At 71.0% G+C, this 21022-nt stretch carries 15 protein-coding genes; 10 read left to right on the plus strand and 5 right to left on the minus strand.

Annotated elements, in window-relative coordinates; translation table 11 throughout:
• Positions 1–134 precede the first annotated feature (134 nt).
• On the minus strand, positions 135–1046 hold the full coding sequence (locus tag Ate02nite_RS47060) for an NADP-dependent oxidoreductase (RefSeq protein ID WP_203814662.1): 912 nt from the start codon (positions 1044–1046) through the stop codon (positions 135–137).
• A gap of 5 nt (positions 1047–1051) precedes the next feature.
• Entirely contained in the window at positions 1052–1798 is a 747-nt protein-coding gene (locus tag Ate02nite_RS47065; protein WP_203814528.1) for an SDR family NAD(P)-dependent oxidoreductase, read from the minus strand.
• 107 nt (positions 1799–1905) lie between these two features.
• On the opposite strand from Ate02nite_RS47065, the gene Ate02nite_RS47070 reads away from it, so the two are divergent.
• The gene (locus Ate02nite_RS47070) at positions 1906–2511 is read left to right on the plus strand and encodes a TetR/AcrR family transcriptional regulator (protein WP_203814529.1); all 606 of its coding nucleotides are present in this window, start codon (positions 1906–1908) and stop codon (positions 2509–2511) included.
• Between the two features lie 251 nt (positions 2512–2762).
• Positions 2763–4130, plus strand: coding sequence for a poly(ethylene terephthalate) hydrolase family protein (locus tag Ate02nite_RS49765; RefSeq protein WP_203814530.1), 1368 nt, complete (start codon positions 2763–2765; stop codon positions 4128–4130).
• A gap of 81 nt (positions 4131–4211) precedes the next feature.
• Here the strand turns inward: Ate02nite_RS49765 and Ate02nite_RS47080 are convergent, their stop codons facing one another.
• Positions 4212–4856, minus strand: a complete 645-nt coding sequence (locus tag Ate02nite_RS47080; RefSeq protein WP_203814531.1) for a TetR family transcriptional regulator — start codon at positions 4854–4856, stop codon at positions 4212–4214.
• Positions 4857–5076: 220 nt separating this feature from the next.
• Between Ate02nite_RS47080 and Ate02nite_RS47085 the strand changes: the two genes are divergently transcribed.
• The 3 genes from Ate02nite_RS47085 to Ate02nite_RS47095 all read left to right on the plus strand — a co-directional run bounded on the left by Ate02nite_RS47085 (position 5077) and on the right by Ate02nite_RS47095 (position 10136).
• Positions 5077–7620: a beta-glucosidase family protein gene (locus Ate02nite_RS47085; RefSeq protein ID WP_203814532.1), complete on the plus strand. Its 2544-nt coding sequence runs from the start codon at positions 5077–5079 to the stop codon at positions 7618–7620.
• A gap of 32 nt (positions 7621–7652) precedes the next feature.
• Positions 7653–9224 (plus strand): carboxylesterase/lipase family protein, encoded by a 1572-nt coding sequence (locus Ate02nite_RS47090; RefSeq protein WP_203814533.1) that lies wholly within the window; start codon positions 7653–7655, stop codon positions 9222–9224.
• Between the two features lie 138 nt (positions 9225–9362).
• Positions 9363–10136: an IclR family transcriptional regulator gene (locus Ate02nite_RS47095; RefSeq protein ID WP_203814534.1), complete on the plus strand. Its 774-nt coding sequence runs from the start codon at positions 9363–9365 to the stop codon at positions 10134–10136.
• Positions 10137–10138: 2 nt separating this feature from the next.
• Here the strand turns inward: Ate02nite_RS47095 and Ate02nite_RS47100 are convergent, their stop codons facing one another.
• Positions 10139–11554: an L-fucose/L-arabinose isomerase family protein gene (locus tag Ate02nite_RS47100; RefSeq protein ID WP_203814535.1), complete on the minus strand. Its 1416-nt coding sequence runs from the start codon at positions 11552–11554 to the stop codon at positions 10139–10141.
• Positions 11555–11719: 165 nt separating this feature from the next.
• Here Ate02nite_RS47100 and Ate02nite_RS47105 point away from each other — a divergent pair, with 165 nt between their 5' ends.
• The 5 genes from Ate02nite_RS47105 to Ate02nite_RS47125 all read left to right on the plus strand — a co-directional run bounded on the left by Ate02nite_RS47105 (position 11720) and on the right by Ate02nite_RS47125 (position 17708).
• Positions 11720–13216, plus strand: coding sequence for a glycoside hydrolase family 43 protein (locus Ate02nite_RS47105; protein ID WP_307873307.1), 1497 nt, complete (start codon positions 11720–11722; stop codon positions 13214–13216).
• On the plus strand, positions 13213–15123 hold the full coding sequence (locus tag Ate02nite_RS47110) for a glycoside hydrolase family 36 protein (RefSeq protein WP_203814536.1): 1911 nt from the start codon (positions 13213–13215) through the stop codon (positions 15121–15123). Before Ate02nite_RS47105 ends, Ate02nite_RS47110 begins: the two co-directional genes overlap by 4 nt.
• Entirely contained in the window at positions 15123–15770 is a 648-nt protein-coding gene (locus Ate02nite_RS47115) for a ThuA domain-containing protein (RefSeq protein ID WP_203814537.1), read from the plus strand. Before Ate02nite_RS47110 ends, Ate02nite_RS47115 begins: the two co-directional genes overlap by 1 nt.
• On the plus strand, positions 15767–16522 hold the full coding sequence (locus Ate02nite_RS47120) for an alpha/beta fold hydrolase (protein WP_203814538.1): 756 nt from the start codon (positions 15767–15769) through the stop codon (positions 16520–16522). The genes Ate02nite_RS47115 and Ate02nite_RS47120 overlap by 4 nt, the downstream gene beginning before the upstream one ends.
• Before the next feature lie 163 nt (positions 16523–16685).
• Positions 16686–17708, plus strand: coding sequence for a LacI family DNA-binding transcriptional regulator (locus Ate02nite_RS47125; RefSeq protein ID WP_239148224.1), 1023 nt, complete (start codon positions 16686–16688; stop codon positions 17706–17708).
• 16 nt (positions 17709–17724) lie between these two features.
• Here Ate02nite_RS47125 and Ate02nite_RS47130 read toward each other — a convergent pair whose 3' ends face one another.
• On the minus strand, positions 17725–20646 hold the full coding sequence (locus tag Ate02nite_RS47130) for a twin-arginine translocation signal domain-containing protein (RefSeq protein ID WP_203814540.1): 2922 nt from the start codon (positions 20644–20646) through the stop codon (positions 17725–17727).
• Positions 20647–21022 lie beyond the last annotated feature (376 nt).

Below are 21022 nucleotides of genomic sequence, written 5' to 3' on the forward strand. Positions count from 1 at the left end.
ATTCCCGGTCGACCCGGTTCAGCGATACTAGGCCAGCCGCGTGCGCGCCGCCCCAGGCGAGGCAAGGGAACGACTCAAGAGCGTCCTAGGAACCTGGACTGACAGCTCTGTCCCCTCGAACGGCGGCGTTGGAGTCATGGCTGGAGCACGAGCTTGCCCAGGCCGTGGCCGTGTTCGCTGCGGCGGTGTGCCTCGGCTCCGTCGGCGAGCGGGAACACGTGCTGGACCGGCAGGGTGAACCGGCCTTTCTCGTGCAGGTCGACGGCCAGTTGCAGCGCCTCCCAGTAGCGCCGCTCCGCGCCGGTGGTGAACCGCACGCCGAGCTCGGCCGCGGCGGGTTCCGCCACCACGGTGATGACCCGCTCGACGGCGCCGGTGAGCGCGATCAGGTCGGGCAACGCCCCCTGCCCGGCGGCGTTCAGGGCGCGGTTCACGCCGGGGGTCCAGGCCCGGACCCGGTGGACCAGCCCGGCGCCGTACCGGGTCGGGGTGATGCCCAGGCCGGCCAGGAAGTCGTGGTTGTGGTCGCCCGCGGTGCCGATCACCGAAGCCCCGCGCGCCATGGCGAACTGCGCGGCGGCCAGCCCGACCGCTCCGGCGGCACCGTTGACCAGCACCGTGTCGCCGTCCGCGACGCCGAGAAGGTCGACGGCGCGCAGGCCGGTCTCGGCGGCGGACGGCAGGGCTGCCGCCTCCGCCCAGGACAGCCCGGCGGGCCGGTAGGCCCACGCGGTCGCGTCGAGCAGCGCGTATTCGGCCGACGCGCCGGTGACGGTACTGCCGAAGATCTCGTCACCGACGTGTAGGCCCGTGACACCCGGGCCGACCTCGTCGACCACACCGGCGGCGTCCAGGCCCGGGATGTGCGGGAGCGAGAGCCGGTGGAAGGCGGCGCTCGCACCGCTGCGGATCTTCCAGTCGACCGGATTCACCGCGGCCGCCCGTACCCGGATCCGGACCTGACCCGGCCCGGGCAACGGCCGTTCCACCCGCCCGATGTGGAGCACGTCGGGCGGGCCGTAGTCGTCGAAGAGCAGAGCGCGCATGGTGCTCACGCGTACATCAGCCCGCCGTCGATGAGCAGGCCGATGCCGGTGATGAAGGCGGCCTGGTCGGAGAGCAGGTAGGCGACCGCCTGCGCTACTTCCTCCGGCGTGCCCAGACGGCCCATCGGGATCAGGTTCGCCCACTCGCGCTGGGTCTCCGCCGGGAAGGACGCCATGCCCGGCGTCGCGATCGTGCCCGGGCACACGGCGTTCACCCGGATGTTGCGGCGGGCGTAGGTGAGCGCGGCGTTCTTGGTCAGGCCGATGACACCGTGCTTGGCGGTGGTGTAGGCGGCCATGTCCGGCGCGTTCTTCAGCCCCGCGTTGGAGGCCATGTTGACGATGCTGCCGTGCCCGGCCTCGACCATGACCTTGAGCTCGGCGCGCAGGCACAGGAAGGTGCCGCGCAGGTCGATGCCCATCACCTGGTCCCAGACCTCGATCGGCATCTCGTGCAGGTCACCCGGGTGGTGGCCGATGCCGGCGTTGTTGACCGCGAGGTCGAGACCGCCGAGGTACTCCACCGAGCGGGCGATCAGTTCGTCGACGCTCGCCGCGTCGGCCACGTCCGCGACGACGGCGCTCGCCTGGCCGCCGGCGCCGAGGATCTCCTCGACCGTGCCCTTCGCGCCCTCGTCGGAGATGTCCGACACCACTACCCGGGCGCCCAGGGACGCGAGGTGCAGCGCGGTGGCTCGTCCGATGCCGGCGCCGGCTCCCGTGACGAGGACTCCCGAACCTTCAAAGCTCATGGCCGTACCGCCTTTACGAATAAGTGCACCAGATCGGTGACGTAATACGACGGTAATCCTGGCGCCACGATTTATGCAACCACTCCGGTAACAGATATCCTGGGAGCATGGACACCGCACCCGCCCGAGGTCGGCCACGTGATCCCGCGGTCGACGAGCGGATCGTCCGGGCCGCCGTCGAGGAGCTCGCCGGCACCGGGGCCGCCGCCTTCAGCCTCAACTCGGTCGCCCTGCGCGCCGGTGTCGCCAAGCGCAGCATCTACAGCCGATGGCCCAACCGCGAGACCCTGATCACGGCGGCCCTGCAGTCGCTCTCGGTCGGCCTGGCCCCGCCTCGCACCGGCACCCTGAGCGGCGACCTCGACGCCCTCTTCGACCAGATCGCCGAAACCCTGTCCGAGCCCCGGCAGTCGATCCTGGCCCGCTACGCGGCCGAGCTGTCCGCCCACCCCGAGCAGTACGCCGTGTTCCAGCGCGACGTGATCGACCAGGCCATGGCGGTCATCGAGGACGCGCTCGTCGACGCCCGGCGCCGCGGCGAGATCCGCGGCGACGCCCCGCTACCGCTGGCCGCCGAGGTCTTCGTCAGCGCGATCTTCGGCCGCAGCGGCTACGCACGGCACACCCCGTCCGGCGACTTCCCGCAGATGAAGGACGGCCTGATCGCGCTGACCATGAACGCGCTGCGCGCGGACGGCACGCCGGCCCGATAGCGCACCAGAGGCCCGGCCGACGCGGTTTGTCTTCCGTCCTACGGACAGCCACCTTCCCTGACGTACCACCGGTGCATACGTTGCGAACGAGCTCACAGTTCGACGTACGTCGATCGAAGGGGTTCGGCACAGTCCGGCGCCGGGTCAATGGTGTTCCGCGGCGCCCACGATGCCGAGCCCGTCTCCTCGTGCTAGCGCGACCGCGCCCACCGCGCCGGCTCGTGCCGCACCCGTCCGCGAAGAGGTAGGACATGCGAACCTCACGTTTTCCGGCTGCCGCGCGCCCACCCGCCGGCCGCTCCCGGTGGCTGGCCGCCGGGATCACCCTGGCCACCGCCGTCGCGTCGGTGACGCTGGCCAGTATCACCGCCCCCGCCCAGGCCGCCGCCGCCGAGTTGCTCTCGCAGGGCAAGCCGGCCGTCGCGTCCTCGGCCGAGAACGCCGGCACCCCGGCGTCCGCGGCCGTGGACGGCAACACCGGCACCCGCTGGTCGAGCATGTTCGGTGACCCGCAATGGCTGCGGGTCGACCTCGGTTCCACGGCGAGCGTCACTCAGGTCGTGCTCCGCTGGGAGGGCGCGTACGGCCGGGCCTTCCAGATCCAGACGTCCGCCGACGCGGCGACCTGGACCACCATCTACGCCACCACCAGCGGCACCGGCGGTGTGCAGACCCTCGACGTGAGCGGCACCGGCCGGTACGTGCGGGTGTACGGCACCGCGCGAGCCACCGCCTACGGGTATTCGCTCTGGGAATTCCAGGTCTACGGGACCACGGGCGGCTCTCCCGGGACTCCCAGCCCCACCGCGACCTCGAGCCCGCCGCCGGGGAGCACCACGATCCCGAATCCGACGACCCAGTCGCTCGAGGCGACGAACGGGCCGCTGGCCACCGGGACCTACACCGTGCCGAACCCCAGCGGCTACAAGGCCGGCACGGTCACCTACCCGACGGCGACCGGGTCGTACCCCGGCATTGTCCTGATGCCTGGTTACCAGGGCACGCAGAGCAACCTGAGCTGGCTGGCGCCGCGTCTCGCCTCGTGGGGTTTCGTGGTCGTCAACACCGACACCACCACGCTCAACGACGACCCCGACTCGCGGGCGAAGCAGGTTCAGGCCGCCGGCACCCAGTTGCTGAGCCTGAGCAACGCGAGCGGCAATCCCGTCTCCGGCAAGGTCAACGGCACGCTCGGGGTCGCCGGGCACTCGATGGGCGGCGGCGCCACGCTGGTGACCCTGCGCGACGACAGCCGGTTCAAGGCGGGTGCGCCCTTGGCGCCGTACTACGCCAGCTCGAGTTTCGCGGCGGTCACCGCACCCACCTACATCGTGACCTGTCAGAACGATGTGGCCGCGCCGGCCGCGACCATGGGCAAGGTCTTCTACGACAGCATGACCAAGAACGAGAAGCTGTACACCCAGTACCCCGGCGACCACCTGTGCCCGATGACGGGTAACGGCAACAAGGCCAAGCAGGGTAAGTACCTGGTGTCCTTCTTCAGCCGCTTCCTGCGCAACGACTCCCGGTTCAGCACGTTCCTGTGCGGCAGTGAGCGGGATGCCGACCGCAACAACACCTCGCTGATCACCGCCTGGGCGGACAGCTGCCCGTTCTGAGCCGACCAGCGGGGACATCACGGAGCGGAGGGCAGGGTCGGCACGCCCGGCCGGGCTCTCCGCTTCGCGTCGCCGTCGCGGTCACCCCGGGGCCGGCGGTTCGGCGGCAAGGTAGGTCACCAGCATGTCGAGCAGGACCGCGAACCTGGGCGGCATCGTCTCCTCGTCGTCCAGCAGCCATTGGATCTGCAGCCCGTCCATCGCGGCCAGGACCAGGGACGCGATCATCGCCATGTCCACATCGGACCGAAACTCTCCGGCGTCCTGCCCGCGTTGCAGCGCCCGAATGAGCTGGTAGCGCAGGTGAGCGTAGCGCTCGACGAAGAAGTCGTGCGCCGGATGCGCCGCCGAGACGCCCTCCCCCACGAGCGCGGTGAACATCTGCACCCGCTCCCGGGCGATCGCGTTGTCCTCGACGAGGCCCAGCAGGGTCCGCAGCGCGGTCACCCCGCCGTCGTGCCAGGGGCCGCTCCTCAGCTGCTTCACATTTTCCCGGTCACGTTCCTGCAGCACCGCCATCAGCACGTGCTCCTTGGACGGGAAGTGGTGAAGAACCCCCGGCTGGGTCAACTCGGCCTCGCCGGCGATGGCGGCCAGGGAGCCACCGCGATAGCCGTGAACGGCGAACACCCGGGTGGCCGCCTCAAGGATGGCCGCGCGGGTCCGCGCCCCACGACCGGTGGCCGAGGCGCGGGGCGGAGTGGAGGGAGCTGACGGTCGTGGCATCAGCCCACTCTACGGCGCCTTCATTACCTACTGATAACTCGGTTATCAATGGCGGGGGCCGCCCACCAATGTGCACTGACATGGGACGTTACACAACCGTAATCGACGATCTTCTACCTAATGGAAGGTAGGGTTCTGCGCGCCACGGCCCAGCAATATGTTGTCGGACACAACTTAGTCATTGCCCAGCATCGATTGCCTCTCCGAAGGAGTCCCGCAGATGGCCGATGTGCCCCAGACACCCCTGCATACGCCGCTGTCACGGCGAGCCGCCGGGCGCCTGCTCGCCGGCACCGTCGTGGCGATCGCGGCAGCCCGTGCCGCACTGACCACCGAGCCTGCGGCCGCGGCCGGGACCCCGGCAACCCCGCACCACCGCGACATCGCTGAGCTGCTGCGCACGATGACGCTCGAGGAGAAGACCTCCCTTCTGTACGGGGCCAACGACCCGGCGTCGCTCGGTCAGGCCGGCTACCTGCCGGGCGTGCCGCGCCTCGGCATCCCGGAGCTGCGCCTGGCCGACGGGCCGGCCGGCGTCCGGGTCAGTGCGCACGCGACCGCGCTGCCGGCGCCGATCGCGCTGGCCGCCACCTTCTCCGGCGGTCACGCCCGGCACTTCGGCGGGGTCATCGGCCGCGAAGGCCGCGGACTGGGCGTCGACGTGCTGCTCTCCCCGATGACCAACATCGTTCGGGTGCCGCAGGCGGGCCGGAACTTCGAGACCTTCGGCGAGGACCCGTTGCTGGCCGGGAGCCTCGTATCGGCCGAGATCCGCGGCATCCAGGACGAAGGGCTGATCGCGACGGTCAAGCACTACGCCGCGAACAACTTCGAGAAGGACCGCCAGACCGTCAGCGCCGATGTGGACGAACGGACGCTGCGCGAGATCTACCTGCCGGCGTTCGAGGCGGCGGTCAAGGCCGGCGTGGGCTCGGTGATGGCCGCCTACAACCGGGTCAATGGCGTCTACGCGGCCGAGAACGCGGAGTTGCTCACCACCATCCTGCGCGACGAGTGGGGATTCCGCGGCTGGGTGATGTCCGACTGGTTCGCCACCCACAGCGCGGGTCCGGCGCTGTCCGCCGGCATGGACATGGAGATGCCGTACGGGATCTACTACGGCCGGCTCGCCGCGGCGGTTCGCGCGGGCGAAGTTCCGGAGTCCACTGTAGACGTCGCGGTCGGCCGGATCCTGACCGAGATGCGCCGCTTCGACCTGCTCGACGGAGCGCCACCCCGCCCGGACATCGACGCCGCGGCGCACGCCCGGATCGCCCGTGACATCGCCACGGACGGCGCGGTACTGCTGCGCAACGAGAACGGTGCCCTGCCGCTGGATCGCACGGACCTGAACGACCTCGCCGTCATCGGGCCCACGGCCAGGACTCCTCTGGTCGGCGGTGCCGGCAGCGCCCACGTCATTCCGGCGCACGCGGACAGCCCCCTGCAGGCCCTCACCCGTCAGGCCGGACCCCGCGCCCGCATCCGATACGCGCCCGGCATCGATCTGGACGGCGTGGCCGTGCCGGCCTCGGCGCTGAAACTGCAGCGCACGCGGGCCGGCGGCACCGCCGAATCGGTGCCGGACGTCGACCACGCCGGCGACGACGCACTGCCCGCGGGCACGTCATGGACCTGGACCGGCACCCTCACCGCGCCTACGGACGGCGACTACGACCTGCGCATCCAGGGCGCCGGAGGCGCACCCGGATACACCGGCTCCATCACCCTGACGCTGGACGGCGCGGAGATCGGCGCGGTGGGTTCGCTGCTCGGCGGCAACAACCGGCTGATGGCCACGGTCGACGGGCTCACCAACGCGGGCGCCGTGGTGCGGCTCGCCGCCGGTGCGCCGCACGCGCTGACCATCACCGCGACCGCCGCCGCGGACACCGTCATGCGGGTACGCCTGGCCTGGGTCACGCCGGAGCGACGCAAGCAGGCACTGGACGAGGCGACCCGGCTCGCCGCGTCCGCCCGTACCGCGGTGGTCTTCGCCTTCAACGAGGGCACCGAAGGCCAGGACCGGTCCAGTTTGTCCCTGCCGGACGATCAGGACGGTTTGCTCGACGGCGTGACCCGGGCCAATCCCCGCACGACGGTCGTCCTCAACACCGGCGCCCCGGTGGTCATGCCGTGGATCGCACGCACCCGGGCGATCCTGCAGATGTGGTACCCGGGGCAGGAAGGCGCGGACGCCACCGCGGCGCTGCTGCTCGGCAGGATCAATCCGGGCGGCAAACTGCCGGAGACGTTTCCGAAGCGGGCCGAGGACGCACCGACCGCACCGACCGAGCGGTACCCCGGCGTGGACGGGCATGCGGTCTACAGCGAAGGAATCTTCGTCGGCTACCGGCACTACGACGCCAAGGGTGTCGAACCGCTCTTCCCGTTCGGCCACGGGCTGTCCTACACCCGGTTCCGCTACAGCGACCTGTCGGTGCGCTCGCGGGCCGGCGGCCTGGAAGTCAGTTTCCAGGTTCGCAACAGTGGCCGGCTCCGCGGCGCCGAGGTGCCGCAGGTCTACCTGACCCCGCCGGACCACGCCCCGGTGCCGATGGCGCCGCGCCAGCTCTCCGCCTTCACCCGGATCGAACTGGGGCCCGGGGAACGGCGACGGGTCCGCCTCACGGTCGATCGGCGAGCGCTGTCCTACTGGTCGATCAAGCGCGACGACTGGACCGTCGCCGCCGGCCGGCGCTCCGTCCTGGTCGGCTCCTCGTCCCGGGACATCCGCCTGCGCGCCGCCGTCGTCGTCCGTTGACCCGTGATCGGTCCCGAGAAATGAGGTGGCACATGCGATCCATCAGAGGAATCACCATCGCGGCACTGGCCGTCGCGACCCTCGCCCTCACCACAGGTGCGACGGCGACCGGTGCCGCAGCCCGGGCACACACCGAGGCCGGCGACGTACGCGGGCTCCGGTCGGGCGGGGTCCAGAGCTTCCTGGGCCTCCCGTACGCGCGGCCGCCGGTCGGCGCCCTGCGCTGGCAGCCGCCCCAGGCCGTGCAGCCGTGGCACGGCGTTCGGCCGGCCACCGGGTACGGCCCCTCCTGCCCGATGTTGGCCAGCACGAACGGACCGCGTTCCGAGACCGAGGACTGCCTCTATCTCAACGTGTTCCGCCCGGCGTCCGCGCGGACCGGCCAACGGCTGCCGGTCTACTTCTGGATTCACGGCGGCGGCCTGAGCAACGGCAGCGGCAGCCAGCACGACGGCAGCCTCATCGTTCGCGAGACCGGCGTCATCGTGGTGTCCATCAACTATCGCCTCGGCGTCTTCGGCTTTCTCGCCCATCCCGGGCTGAGCGGTCAGCCCGGTCAGTCCGGCAACTACGGCCTGCTCGACCAGCAGGCGGCGCTGCGCTGGGTGCAGCGCAACATCGGGTCATTCGGCGGCGATCCGCGGCAGGTGACCATCGGCGGTGAGTCGGCCGGCGGATTCTCGGTCTGTGCCCACCTGACGTCGCCCGGCTCCCGTGGTCTCTTCGGCCGGGCCATCATCCAGAGCGGATCCTGCACGGCCGGACCGATCAGCACGCTGGAGGCGGCCGGCACCAACTACGCCACCGCGCTCGGCTGCCCCGATGTCTCGACGGCCGCCTCCTGCCTGCGGGCCAAGGACGTGGCGACGCTCCTGGACGCGGCACCGCCACCGTCCTCGATGGCGTACGGCGGCGCCATGCTGCCGGAGAACCCCGACACCGCGGTACGGGCGGGGCGCTTCCAGCGCGTACCGATGATCGTGGGCGCCAACCGCGACGAGGGCCGAACCTTCGCGCAAGGTTTCATCGGGCAGAGCGAGCAGCAGTACACGGCCTGGATCTCGACGGTGTTCCCGGACCGTGCCGGCGCCGTCCTGGCCCGCTATCCCTGGCCCGCCGAGTCGGATCAGTTCACCGCGGCATATCTGGTCGCCGCCGTGATGACCGACTCCGGACTGATCGCCGGGCTGGGCGGCTGCCCGACGCTGGCATTCGTCGACACCTTCGCCACGTACACCCGGACCTACGGATACCGCTTCGACCACCGCACCGGCCCGGGCCTCTCGCCTGAGCCACCGGGATACGTGTGGGGTGCCGGGCACGCCGCCGAACTGGCCTACTTCTGGCCCAGCTTCGACAACGGCACGCCGATCGCGCCGACCTTCGACGCCGCCGAGCGGCGGCTGGCGGTGGACCTGGTCCGGTACTGGGGTTCCTTCGTCCGGACCGGGGTGCCCCGGGCACCGTTCGCGGCCGCCTGGCCGGCCTACAACCACACCGACGCCGTGCTTTCCGTACGGGCCGGTGGCCGCTCGGTGCCGGTCCCGGCGGCGCGGATGGCGGCCGAGCACCACTGCGACCTGTGGACGACCGCAACGCGGTAGCGACAGTCACCGTGCGGCGCCGCCGCCACGGCGCCGCACGGCCCACCCCGGATGCTGGCAACCCGACCCGTACTCGAAGGATGGTGAGCCGCCATTACCGGTAAGCAGGCTCCAATCAGCTTCATAGCGGATGATCGCGTGTCGGCCAGTCGTCGGCGGTCGGTGACCAGCCGCGTCCTCAGCGTTCTGGATGCGTTCTCCAGCAACCGGATTCAGCTCTCGCTGTCCGAGATCAGCCGTCGCACCGGCATGCCGATGGCCACCGCCCACCGGCTGATCGGTGAACTGGTCGCCTGGGGTGCGCTGGAACGCGATCCCAGCGGCCGTTATCAGATCGGGCTACGGCTGTGGGAGGTCGCGGTTCTTGCGCCGCGCGGTCTGGGGCTGCGGGGGGCGGCCATGCCCTTCATGACCGACCTCTACGAGGCCACGCACCAGAACGTCCAGCTTGCTGTCCTCGACGGTTCGGACGTCGTCTACCTCGAACGGATCTCCGGCCGTCATGCGGTCGCCGTACTCAGCCGGGTCGGCGGCCGATGGCCCGCGCACGCGACGGGGGTAGGGCTGGTGCTGCTGGCTCATGCCCCGGCGGCGGTCCAGGAGCGATATGTAGCCCGGCCGCTGGTTTCGTTCACCGACCGGACGATCGTCGATCCGGCCCGGTTGCGCGGGAAGCTGGCCGAGGTCCGCCGCACCGGTATCGCGATCAGCGAACGACAGATAACCGAGGATGCCACGTCCGTGGCCGCCCCGATCCGGGATGCCGGGGGTGAGGTCGTCGCCGCCCTTTCGGTCGTGGTCCGCGCCGCCGATCCACAACTGGATGTGGTCATCCCGGCCGTCGCCATGGCAGCCCGCGGTATCACCCGGGACCTGGCCCGCCAACCGCTGAATCGAAAACAGCGGGCCTAGATTCAGACCTGCCGGAACTCGATGCCCAGCAGACTGGCGGCCGCCTTGTAGTCGGCGGCGCGGTGACCCAGTGACAGCGACCAGTGGTGTCCCACTCCGGAAGCGCTCCAGTCGTCCACCCACTCGCCGGGATCCCGGCCGAAGTCGACCCGGCTGGTGGTGTTGCCGATCGCCAGCAACGGCCCGTCCACCACCGTCCCCTCGCCGGCGATGAACGCCAGCGAGCCGTCCCGGTCCTGGCCGAGCCCGAGCAGCGTGACCGGCCCGGGCCGTACGTCGAACTCGACGCTCACGCCCCACCCGCGCTTGCCGTGATAGACGCCGAGGCCCCGCAAAAGTGGCTGTTTGGCGCTCACCGCCAGGTGCGCGGGACCGTCGTGGCCCATCTCCACCACGTTGTCGGTGAAATTCAGGGCCTGGATCTCGCAGAACGAGCCGCCCGCGCCGGCCACCTCGGTCGCCAGCTGCGCCACCGTGGTGCGCAGTTCGTACTCGCCGGTGGCGGGGATCCCGCGCGCGGTCAGCAGTGAAGCACCGAGAATCATGCCGGCGCCGAGCCGTTCGTGCTGCTCACCGGCCAGGCCGCGGTGGTAGTAGGCGAGGCTGTCCAGTTCGAAGTCGTCGGCCAGCCGGTCGAGGCCGACGGAAACCTGGGCGCCCCAGGTGAAGTTGTCCTCGTTCACCGAGCCGTCCAGGACGAAGATCTTGCGGGCCAGGTCCTTGCGTTCCTCGATCTCGGCGGGGGTGGCCGCGAGCACGCGTTCGCGCAGGTCGTCGAACTCGAGCACCTCGACGTGCGAGCCGAAGGTGGCCGGCAGCAGGGTGAGGTCGGTGGAGACGTCGAGCATGCCGGGGTAGAGGTGGCCCATCAGGCCGTGCCGGGCGGAACGCAGGGCGGCCCGGATGCGGGCGGCCTCGATCCAGCGGGTGATGCGCTGCCAGGCCGCCTCCTGCCGCAGCCAGCCGGTGACCGAGCGGAACGGGAGGCCGGCCCGGCGGAACAGGTTGCCCACCTCGGGCACCGGGCACTGGCCGCAGTAGGCAAGCCAGGCGCCGGTATCGAAGGTGGCGTGGTCCATCCGCTCGGTCGGCTGGAGGTCGATCACCAGGACCGGGGTGTTGGCCCGCTGCGCGATCGGCAGCACCATCGAGGAGGTCAGGTAGGTGGTCAGGAACAGGACGATCAGGTCGCAGTCGGCCTGCCGGAGTTTCTCGGCGGCGGCCGCGCCCTCCTGGGCGTCGGAGATGAAGCCGGCGTCGGTGACCTCGGCGTCCATCTCGGTGAAACGCTCGGCGACGTAGCGCGCCGACTCCTGAAGTTGCGGCAGCAAATGCGGGAACTGCGGCCAATAGGTGCCCAGGCCACCGGCCACCAGGCCGATCCGGGTCTTCCGGCGCTTCTTGGGGGTCAGGATCATGACACCTCCACCGCGTGAAACGTTTCATACGTTTCGGGCAGATTACGGCCACGGCCAGTCGCAGTCAAGGGGAAGCAGGCTGGTAAGCGTTTTCCTCAAGATTCTTGATGATGGACTTGAGTGCCCATAGGGTGGCCTTGGTAAGCGCTTACCAAGGGAGGTCCTGTGACGGTGACGATCCGCAACCCGGTGCTGCCCGGATCACACCCGGACCCGTCGATCCTGCGGGTCGGTGACGACTTCTATCTGGCCACCTCGACCTTCGAATGGCACCCGGGCGTGCAGGTGCACCACTCGCGCGACCTGGTGCACTGGCGGGCGATGGGCGGCGTGCTGACCGAGCCGAGACTGCTCGACCTCACCGGCGTGCCCGACTCCGGCGGGGTGTGGGCGCCCGACCTGACGTATGCCAACGGGCTCTTCCATCTCGTCTACGGGGTCGTCGACAACTACGCCTTCGGCTACAAGGACGTGAGCGTCCGGCTCACCACCGCGCCCCGCATCGAGGGCCCGTGGTCCGATCCGGTGCCGCTGCCGGGCCGCGGCTTCGACCCGTCGCTGTTCCACGACGAGGACGGCTCGACGTGGCTGGTCAACATGGTGTTCGACGACCGGCCGGACGGCGGGTTCGGCGGCATCGAGATCCAGCGGCTGACCGGCGGTGATCCCGTGCTGATCGCGCCACTGACCGCGCGCGGAGTCACCGAGGGACCGCATCTCTATCGACGGGACGGCTGGTATTACCTGCTGGTCGCCGAGGGCGGCACCGGCTATGAGCACGGCGCGCTGGTGCTGCGCTCGCGCGAACTCCTCGGGCCGTACGAACCGGACCCGGCCGGGGAGTTGCTCACCTCGCGCGACGATCCCGACCGGTCGCTGCAGAAGGCCGGCCACGGCTGCCTGGTCAGCACCCCGGCCGGCGAGTGGTTCGTGGCGCACCTGGTCGCCCGGCCCTACTCCCGGCGCGGCCGGTGCGTGCTGGGCCGGGAGACCGCCCTGCAGCGGGTGGAATGGACCGGCGGCTGGCCGCGCGTGCCCGGTGCCGCGCCGGCCGTCGAGGTGCCGGGCCCCGACCTGCCTCCCCACCCCTGGCCGCCGGAGCCGAAGCCGTGGAACAGCCTGCGCCGCCCGGTGACCCCGGACTGGGCCGAGGCCGGCCCGCGCATCCGGATCCGGGGCGGCCAGTCCCCGTACGGGTTGCGGGCGCCGAGCCTGCTCGCCCGCCGGGTGACCGACCGGCAGGAGACCCTCGCCGTCACCATGGAGTTCCACCCGGGTGGCATCCACCAGGCCGCCGGGATCACCGCGTACTACAACAGCCGGAACTGGTACTACCTGGCCGTGACCGCCGGCGACCTGGTGCTGACGGCGAGCAGCCGCGGCCGGCGCACCGTGCACCACACCGAGACCGGCGTGCCGGACCGCCTCGGCCTGTGGCTCACCTTCGACGGCCCGGTGCTGCGCTTCGCCCGCGACACCGGAACCGGGTGGCGCGACCTCGGGCTCGAGCTCGACGCGACCGTGCTGTCCGACGAGAACGCCGACGAGATCGTCGACGGGCAGGTCCGGGTGTTCGGGTTCACCGGCGCGTTCGCCGGTCTCTGGGTGCAGGACCTGGCGGGCGAGGGTTGCCACGCCGACTTCACGGAGGTGTGCCCGTGATCGTGCGGACCGACGCCGGCGCACCGGCCCGGCTCCGGCTCCCCCTCGCGGCGGCGGTCGATCATCCGCTGGTGGACCTCTGCACCGCGGCCGAACAGCGAGCCCGGTCGAGCCGGTGCTACGTGCGCACCTCGGTCGGCGAGCGGCTACGGGTGACGTCGGCGGGCCCGGCGATCCACCAGGCCGATCCGATGACCGGGCTGGAGGTGATCAGCCGTATCGAGATGCTCGGGGAGGCAGCGATCGAACTGCGGCACACGGTGCGCAACGGCGGGTCCAGCCCGGTGACGCTGACCGCCGTGACCAGCTTCGGTTTCCGGATCCGGCCCGAGGCAGCCGAGGTGACCTGGGGAGAGAGCAGCTGGCTGGCCGAGCAACGGTGGCGGACCGAGCCGCTGCGCGATCATCTGCCGGACGTCGGGCTGCCGCTGCACGACCAGGACGGCCGGGGCCGCTGGGTGGTGGTGAGCCACGGTTCCTGGTCGACCGGCGAGCATCTGCCGATCGGCGTGCTCAGCGTCGGCGACCAGGCCGTCGGCTGGGAACTGGCCACCAGCAGCCCGTGGCTGTGGGAGTGCGGCGAAGCTCTCGACGGCGTCCACGTCACCGGGCTCGGCCCGGCCGGGATCGAGCACGGCTTCGCCGTGACGCTGGCACCCGGCGACGAGTTCGCCGCGGCACCGGCCCTGCTGGCCTGGTCCGACCACGGCCGCGACGGCGTCGTCGCGGCTCTCACCGTGGCCCGGCGAGCCCGGCGGCAGGCGACGCTCGGCGGTCTGCCGGTCGTCTACAACGACTTCATGAACACGCTGATGGGCGACCCGTCCACCGAGAGGGTGGTGCCCCTGATCGACGCGGCGGCGGACGCCGGTGCGGAGGTGTTCTGCGTCGACGCCGGCTGGTTCGCCGACGACGGCGACTGGTGGCACACCGTCGGCGCGTGGCGCGAGGCACCGGGCCGGTTCACCGGCGGCCTGAGCACGGTTCTCGACCACATCCGGGCGCGCGGTATGACCGCCGGGCTGTGGCTGGAGCCCGAGGCGATGGGGACCGGGAGCCCGGCGGTGCCGGAGCTGCCGGAGGCGGCCTACCTTCAGCGCCACGGGGAGCGGGTCGTCGAGCACGAGCGCTACCACCTCGACTTCCGGCACCCGGCGGTGCGGGAACGGCTCGACGAGGTGGTCGACCGGCTGGTCGCCGAGTTCGGGGTCGGCTTCCTGAAGCTCGACTACAACATCGACCCGGGCGCCGCGGACGGGCTGCTCGAACACGGCCGCGCCTACCGGGACTGGCTGCGGGACCTCGGCCACCGGCACCCCGGCCTGCTGATCGAGAACTGCGCCTCCGGCGGCATGCGGGCCGACGCCGCCCTGCTGCAGGTCTCCTCGATCCAGTCCACCTCCGACCAGCAGGACCACCTCCGGTACGCCGCGATCGCCGCCGCCGCGCCGATGAGCATGCCGCCCGAGCAGGCCGGCAACTGGGCCTACCCGAGCGCGGAGATGACGCCGGCCGAGACGGCGTTCGCGATGCTCGGCGGCATCACCGGCCGGCTCTACCTGTCCGGCTTCCTGCACCGGCTCGACGAGACCCGCCAAGGATTGGTCGTCGAAGGGGTCCGGGTGCACAAACGGTGGCGCACCGCGATCGCCGAGGCGACGCCCTCCTGGCCGCTGGGCCTGCCGGGCTGGACCGACACCGCGCTCGCATTGCGCCTCGACAACCTGCTCGCGGTGTGGTCCCGCGCGCACGACGCGGAGATACTGCTGCCCGGCGTCACGTCGGTGGAGCAGCTCTATCCCGCCGCCGCACCAGCGTGGCCGACCATCCCCGACCCGGAAGGCTTGCGGCTCCGGCTCCCCGGCGCCGTCGACGCCCGCCTCTACCTGATCCGGACGGAGTCCTGATGAAAGCACTGATCGTCCGCGGCGGCTGGGACGGCCACCAGCCGGTCGCCTGCACCGAACTGTTCCGCGGGTTCCTGGAAAAGCACGGCTTCGCCGTCCAAACAGCCGAAACCCTTGATGTGTACGCCGATCAGAGCGTGCTCGCCGACACGGACCTGATCGTCCAGTGCTGGACCCGCGGTCGCCTGACCGCCGAGCAGGAGACCGGCCTGGTCGAGCGGGTCCAAGCCGGCGCCGGATTCGCCGGCTGGCACGGCGGCGTCCTCGCGGTCGGCTACGAGGCCGCCCGGTACCAGTACATGGTCGGCGGCCGCTTCCTGAACCATCCCGGCGGCCTGATCGACTACCGGGTGGACATCACCGGCACCGACCCGATCACCGCCGGTCTCAACAGCTTCGACGTACACACCGAGCAGTACTGGTGCCACGTCGATCCGACCCTGAACGTGTTGGCCACGACCACGTTCACCGGCGCGCACGGCGCCCCGGAGACGGCCGGCGCGGTGATGCCGGTCGCCTGGACCCGCCACTTCGGCGCGGGCCGCGTCTTCGTCTCCACCCTGGGCCACTCCCCCGCCGACCTCGAACTGCCACCAACCCGCACGCTGACCGAACGCGGTCTCCTCTGGGCGGCGGGCCGGGCATGACGGGCTACTTCACCGACAGCGGGGGTGCGGATCGCCCCGTGCTGCTGCTGGTGCACGGCTGGGGTTCCGACTCCGGCACCTGGGCCACGCTCGTGCCCTTCATGGAGCGGTACCGGGTGATCACCGTGGACGTGCGCGGGCACGGCCGGTCCGGCGCGGACGACGGGCGCGGTTTCGACCCGGAAGTGATCGCCGAGGATCTCGTCGCCGTGCTCGACCACGCCGGCGTCCGGCAGGTGGTGGCGATCGGGCACTCCTGGGGCGGGCAGCTGGTGACGGCGCTGGCGGTCACCCACCCCGACCGGGTCGCCGCCCTGGTGGTGCTCGACCCGGCCTACGGCGCTTCGTCCGAGGCCGAGCTGCGGGTGTTGCGCGATCGGTGGTACTCCCCCGATGCCCTGGCGGCTTTCGACGAGTTCGCCGAGGGGGCGTTCGTACCGGCCACTCCGCCGGCGGTCCGCGACCAGGTGCGGGCCGGCCTGCGGGCTACCGATACGCGGGTGCTGGCCGACGCCTTCGTCGCGATGTACCTGACCGAGCGGTCGTTCGGGCTGCGCGCCGCCACCGAGCGGTACCTCAGCCGGGTCACCGCACGCACGCTGAGCATCTTCGCCGACCCGGCCGCCGCCGCGTGGGCGCGCCGCCTGCCCGCCGCACCGGGCTCCCGGGTCGACGACTGGCCCGGCACCGGCCACTATCTTCATCAGGAGCAACCGGAGCGATTGGCCCGCACCATCACCGACTGGCTGTAGAAACCGCTATCACGCAGACCGCTCCTCGATCCGGGTCTTGCCTCGAAAATGTAACAGCAACCGGTTACATTGTCAGACATCATGCACGGACGGGCAGGGGTGTGCGGTGGGAACGGAACGACGCAGTCGCGGTACGCATGAGGCAGCGCTGACGATCCGGGACGTGGCGGAGCGCGCCGAGGTCTCGGTGGCGACCGTGTCCCGGGTGCTGGCCGGCAACTACCCGGTGGCGGCCAAGACCCGGCAGCGGGTCATGCGCGCGGTCCGCGAACTCAACTACGTGGTCAACACCCACGCCCGCGCCCTGGCCGGGGTGCGCACCGAGACGGTCGCGTTCGTGCTCAACGACGTGCGCGGCCCGTCGTTCAGCGCGGCGGCCTACGGCGTCGAGCGGGAGGCGAACCAGCGCGGCCGGCTCTGCCTGATCTGCACCACCGAGGGCGACCAGGAGCGGGAGTTGGCCTTCATGCAGCTGATGCGCGAGCAGCAGGCCAGCGCGGTGATCCTGATCGGCGGCGTCCGCGACGACGAGCAGTACCGGGAGCGCTACACCGAGATCGCCCAGGGACTGCACGCCGTGGGTTCCCGGCTGGTGCTCTGCGGACGGCCGTCGCTGGGTGCTGACGTGCCCGCCACCACCGTCGAGTACGACAACGAGGGCGGCGCCTACGCGATCACCACCAACCTGCTGGCCAACGGTCACCGCCGCATCCTCTACCTGGGCGGCATGCTGGAACACACCACCAGCGTGGGCCGGCTGCTGGGCTATCACCGCGCCCTGGCCGACTTCGGGGTCGCCCCGGACCCGACGCTGATCGAGCACGGCGAGTTCACCCGGGTCTCCGGCTACGAGCGCACCAGGGCCTGGCTGCAGCAGGGCGCCGGCCGGTTCACCGCGATCTTCGCGGAGACCGACATGGTCGCGGCCGGTGCGCTCGCCGCGCTGGAGGACGCCGGGGTGCGGGTGCCCGACGACATCTCGCTGGTGGGTTACGACGACATCGAGCTCGCCTCGGACCTGCGGCCCCGGCTGACCACCGTGCACGTGCCCTACGAGGAGCTGGGCCGCACGGCCGTCCGGCTGGCGATCGACCTCAAGGAGGGCCGGTCCCGCGAGGGCGATCAGCACGTCGTGCTCGGCACCCACGTGGTCGTCCGGCAGTCGGTGGCCCGGCTTCATCACTGAAGCCGGGCCGATAACCTCAGCGCGCGTCCGGGTCGTACAGGACGAGGGTGGTCTGCGGCGCCAGCCGCACCGGGTGGTGCGGCACCACCGCGCGGCCGGTCCGCAGGTCGCGGGCGCGGGTGCCGCAGGCCGGCAGATAGGTGACGGTCCGGTCGGTGGAGGTGTTCATGACCACCGTGTAGCCGGCGTACTCGAGCACGTACATCGGCGCCTTGCCGACCAGGACCTTCTCCACCCCGACGGTGGTGGAACCGAGCGCCGGGTCCGGGACGTCGGCGGGTATCGGTGCCAGGTAGAACTTCTCCCCGGCGAACACCTGATGGACCTTTTCGCCGGGGTAGGCGAAACCGCCGGCCGGGATCGTCGAGGCCTGGCCCGAGTCGTTGATGGCGAAGTCCCAGCACGCCCAGTCCTGCACCGTGTAGGTGTTCCGCGGATCCTTGGCGAAGATCGACGTCTCCCGTACGGTCGCGGACCGTTCCGACTGCGGGGTCAGCAGATGCACCCGGGCCATGTCGTTGACGCCCTGCTTGGCCCGCCAGTAGAGGGACGCGTAGAAGATCTCCTCCCCGCGCTTGATCGCCACGCAGGCGTCGGTCTCGTCGGTGAAGACGAAGTCCGGGGCACCCCAGCGGCCCGGCAGCCGCTTGCCGCTGTCCGCGAGCTTCTGGAACGCGGGCCAGTCGTGGGCGATGAACCGGAACGCGTTGAGCCCGACCCGGGTGTAGAGGCTGGTGCTGACGAACAGGTCGAGCTGCGGCGCGAGCTGGCCGTCGGCGATCATCTGGTGCGCCCACCCGGTCAGGTCGGGGTCGGGGAACACCGCCACCGCCTCGAGCGGGTGGCCGTCCCAGTCGGTGCGCTGGACGTAGACCAGATCCCCCGGGTACGGCTCGTTGCGCCAGCCGATCTGCGTCTCGATCCGCATGCCGCGGTGACCCTCCAGGTCCTCGCCGGGGTGCCGGAACCAGGACCGCACCTTGATCATCTCGACCATCCGCTTGCGGAGTGCTTCGTCCGGCACGCCACCCTTGCCCTGGGTCACCGCCTCGTACATCCGCACGAGCATGCCGGAGATCTCGCCGTAGTCGGCGACGTAGCCGAGTTCGCGGGTCAGGCCCTTCGGGGTGGCCACGCGGTAGTCGTGGCCGAGCGTCCAGGTGGCCTCGCCGTCGGCGGTCTCCGGGCCGCGCCACGGCACCATGCCGAGTGACTCGTAGATCCACCGTTTCGCCCGCGCCTCGGGCCACGCGTCGGCGGGCGACAGCAGCGCCAGGCCGCGGTTGCACTCGTAGATGCCGATCGCGGTGAACTGGGCCTGGTTGGTGTAGTGGCGCTGGTGCTGCCGCCAGTACTCGCGACTGGCCAGCATCATGTCCCGGTAGGCCTGCCGGCGCGGGACGGCACCGGCGACCACCGGCGGCGGCGCGGTGATGGTGACGTCGTCGTACCAAACGGTCTGCCCGCCGTTCGTGACCAGCCAGAACTCGTACTGGGTGGCGCCGGCCGGGACCGGCACGGTCCTGGTCAGCTCCTGCCAGCCGGCGGTGCCGGTGGTCACGAAGTGATCCGGTGAGCCGCCCACGTACGTCCCGGCGGCGTCCCAGAACTGGACCAGGACGTGCGGGGTGGATGCCGCGCCGTCGGTGTTGGCCCACACCGAGTAGGTGAGCTCGCCCGGACCGACCAGGCTCCGCGACGACGGCGTGACCAGGATCGTCTGGCCGGCCGAGACCATCTTCAGCGAGGCGGTGCCGCCACGGACCACGGTGGTGTCGCGGGAGATGGTGCCGTTGGCGGCCCAGCCCGGCACGGTCCAGTTCGACGGGGTCGCCGCGCCGACCTCGAAGCCCAGGTTGGCCAGCCCGACCTGGCCGGCGACCACGTCCCGGTCCAGGGCCGGCTGGAGTTCGTCCCACGCCTTGCTGAGGACCAGCCCGACCCGGCCGAAGCCCTCCCACTGCTGGTCGGAGGCGGTCAGCACGGCGTCGTCGGCGAGCCAGGCCCGGTATCGGCCGTCGATCGCCTGGCAGACCCGTTCGAGGGCGTCCGGGTTCCGGTAGGCCGGCGAGTCCGCCCAGAAGTAGCCCTCCAGCAGGGTGAGGTATGCCCAGCCGTCGAACGAGGACGGCGCCTTGGTGTAGAGCAGCGTGTTCTGGTCGGCGAGGACCCGGGCGCGGACCGCCGCGATCCGCTGGGCGTCGGTGTTCGGCCGGGTGGTCGGCGTCGCGGTCGTGCCGTACACGTCGCCGGCCGCCGGCCTGAAGTGCGGCGCCGTGTGGGTGTAGGCCCGGTAGATGCCGCGGGTCGGCGTGGTGATCGGGTAGTAGAAGCCGGCCGAGTTCTGGCCGTACGCGTAGATCCGGCCCATCGCCTGGATGGTGACCTCGAGGGTGCGCCGGCCTCGCGTACGGCTCAGCGGCAGCGGCAGGGTGTGGGTGTAGAAGCGGCCCGGCAGCCGGGGCGCCAGGTCGATGAGGTCGATGTTGTCGACGACGGCCTGGTCGAACCAGCCCAGGATGTCGCCGTCCAGGAAGAGCTGCAAGCGCCAGTCGTTGTCGGCCTTCGGGGAGAGGTCGCTGCCCCAGAACTTCACGGTGACGTAGTTGGTGGCGACCGGGTCGACGCGCAGGGTGCAGGTGACGCTGCCGCCCCACCAGTCGGCCGGGACGCGTGGCTGCAGCACCCGGGCGGTCTGGCCGAGTCCACCGGCCACCACCGCGGACGATTCGGCGGTGACGCTGTGCGAGCGTTCGGAGGCGGCGTCGCCGAAGACGACGGTGTCCAGTGCGGTGCCGGGGGTGGGCCGTACGGCGGTGGATCCCAGCTCCGGGGCCGCGGCGGCAGGCGCCGCCGACCAGGGCAAGGCGGGAACCGCGGCGGCCGCGGCGGCGACTCCGGTGGTGCGTAGAAGGCCGCGGCGGCTGATCGGATTCATGGCAGACGTCTCCTTCGAACGGGTACGTGCGAGCGAGAAACAGCTACTGGGAGTGATCGCAACCGGGGAGGGAGGGGAGTCACCTCGCGTGGTCGATGAAGTACACGCTTACATCGGAGGCCATCATTCGGCCCTGACGGCGGCTCGGTCAAGAGGCAAAGATTTCGGCACCGTTTCGCGAACACGATCCGGCGGCTGGCCCGAATTCGCCGGAATGATGCCTCTGAAGTGCGATGTAGCAGCCTGGAGACGGTCGCGCTGAGATTCTTGACACAGGGACAGGCGCGTTCTATGTTGCGGGAACAAATCTAGTAAGCGTTTTCTGTTGACCGCCGGAACGCGGGTGCCACGCCACCAGCGCGCAGACACGATGAGT

Origin of the sequence: Paractinoplanes tereljensis, from assembly GCF_016862435.1 — a bacterium.
Classification (GTDB): domain Bacteria; phylum Actinomycetota; class Actinomycetes; order Mycobacteriales; family Micromonosporaceae; genus Actinoplanes; species Actinoplanes tereljensis.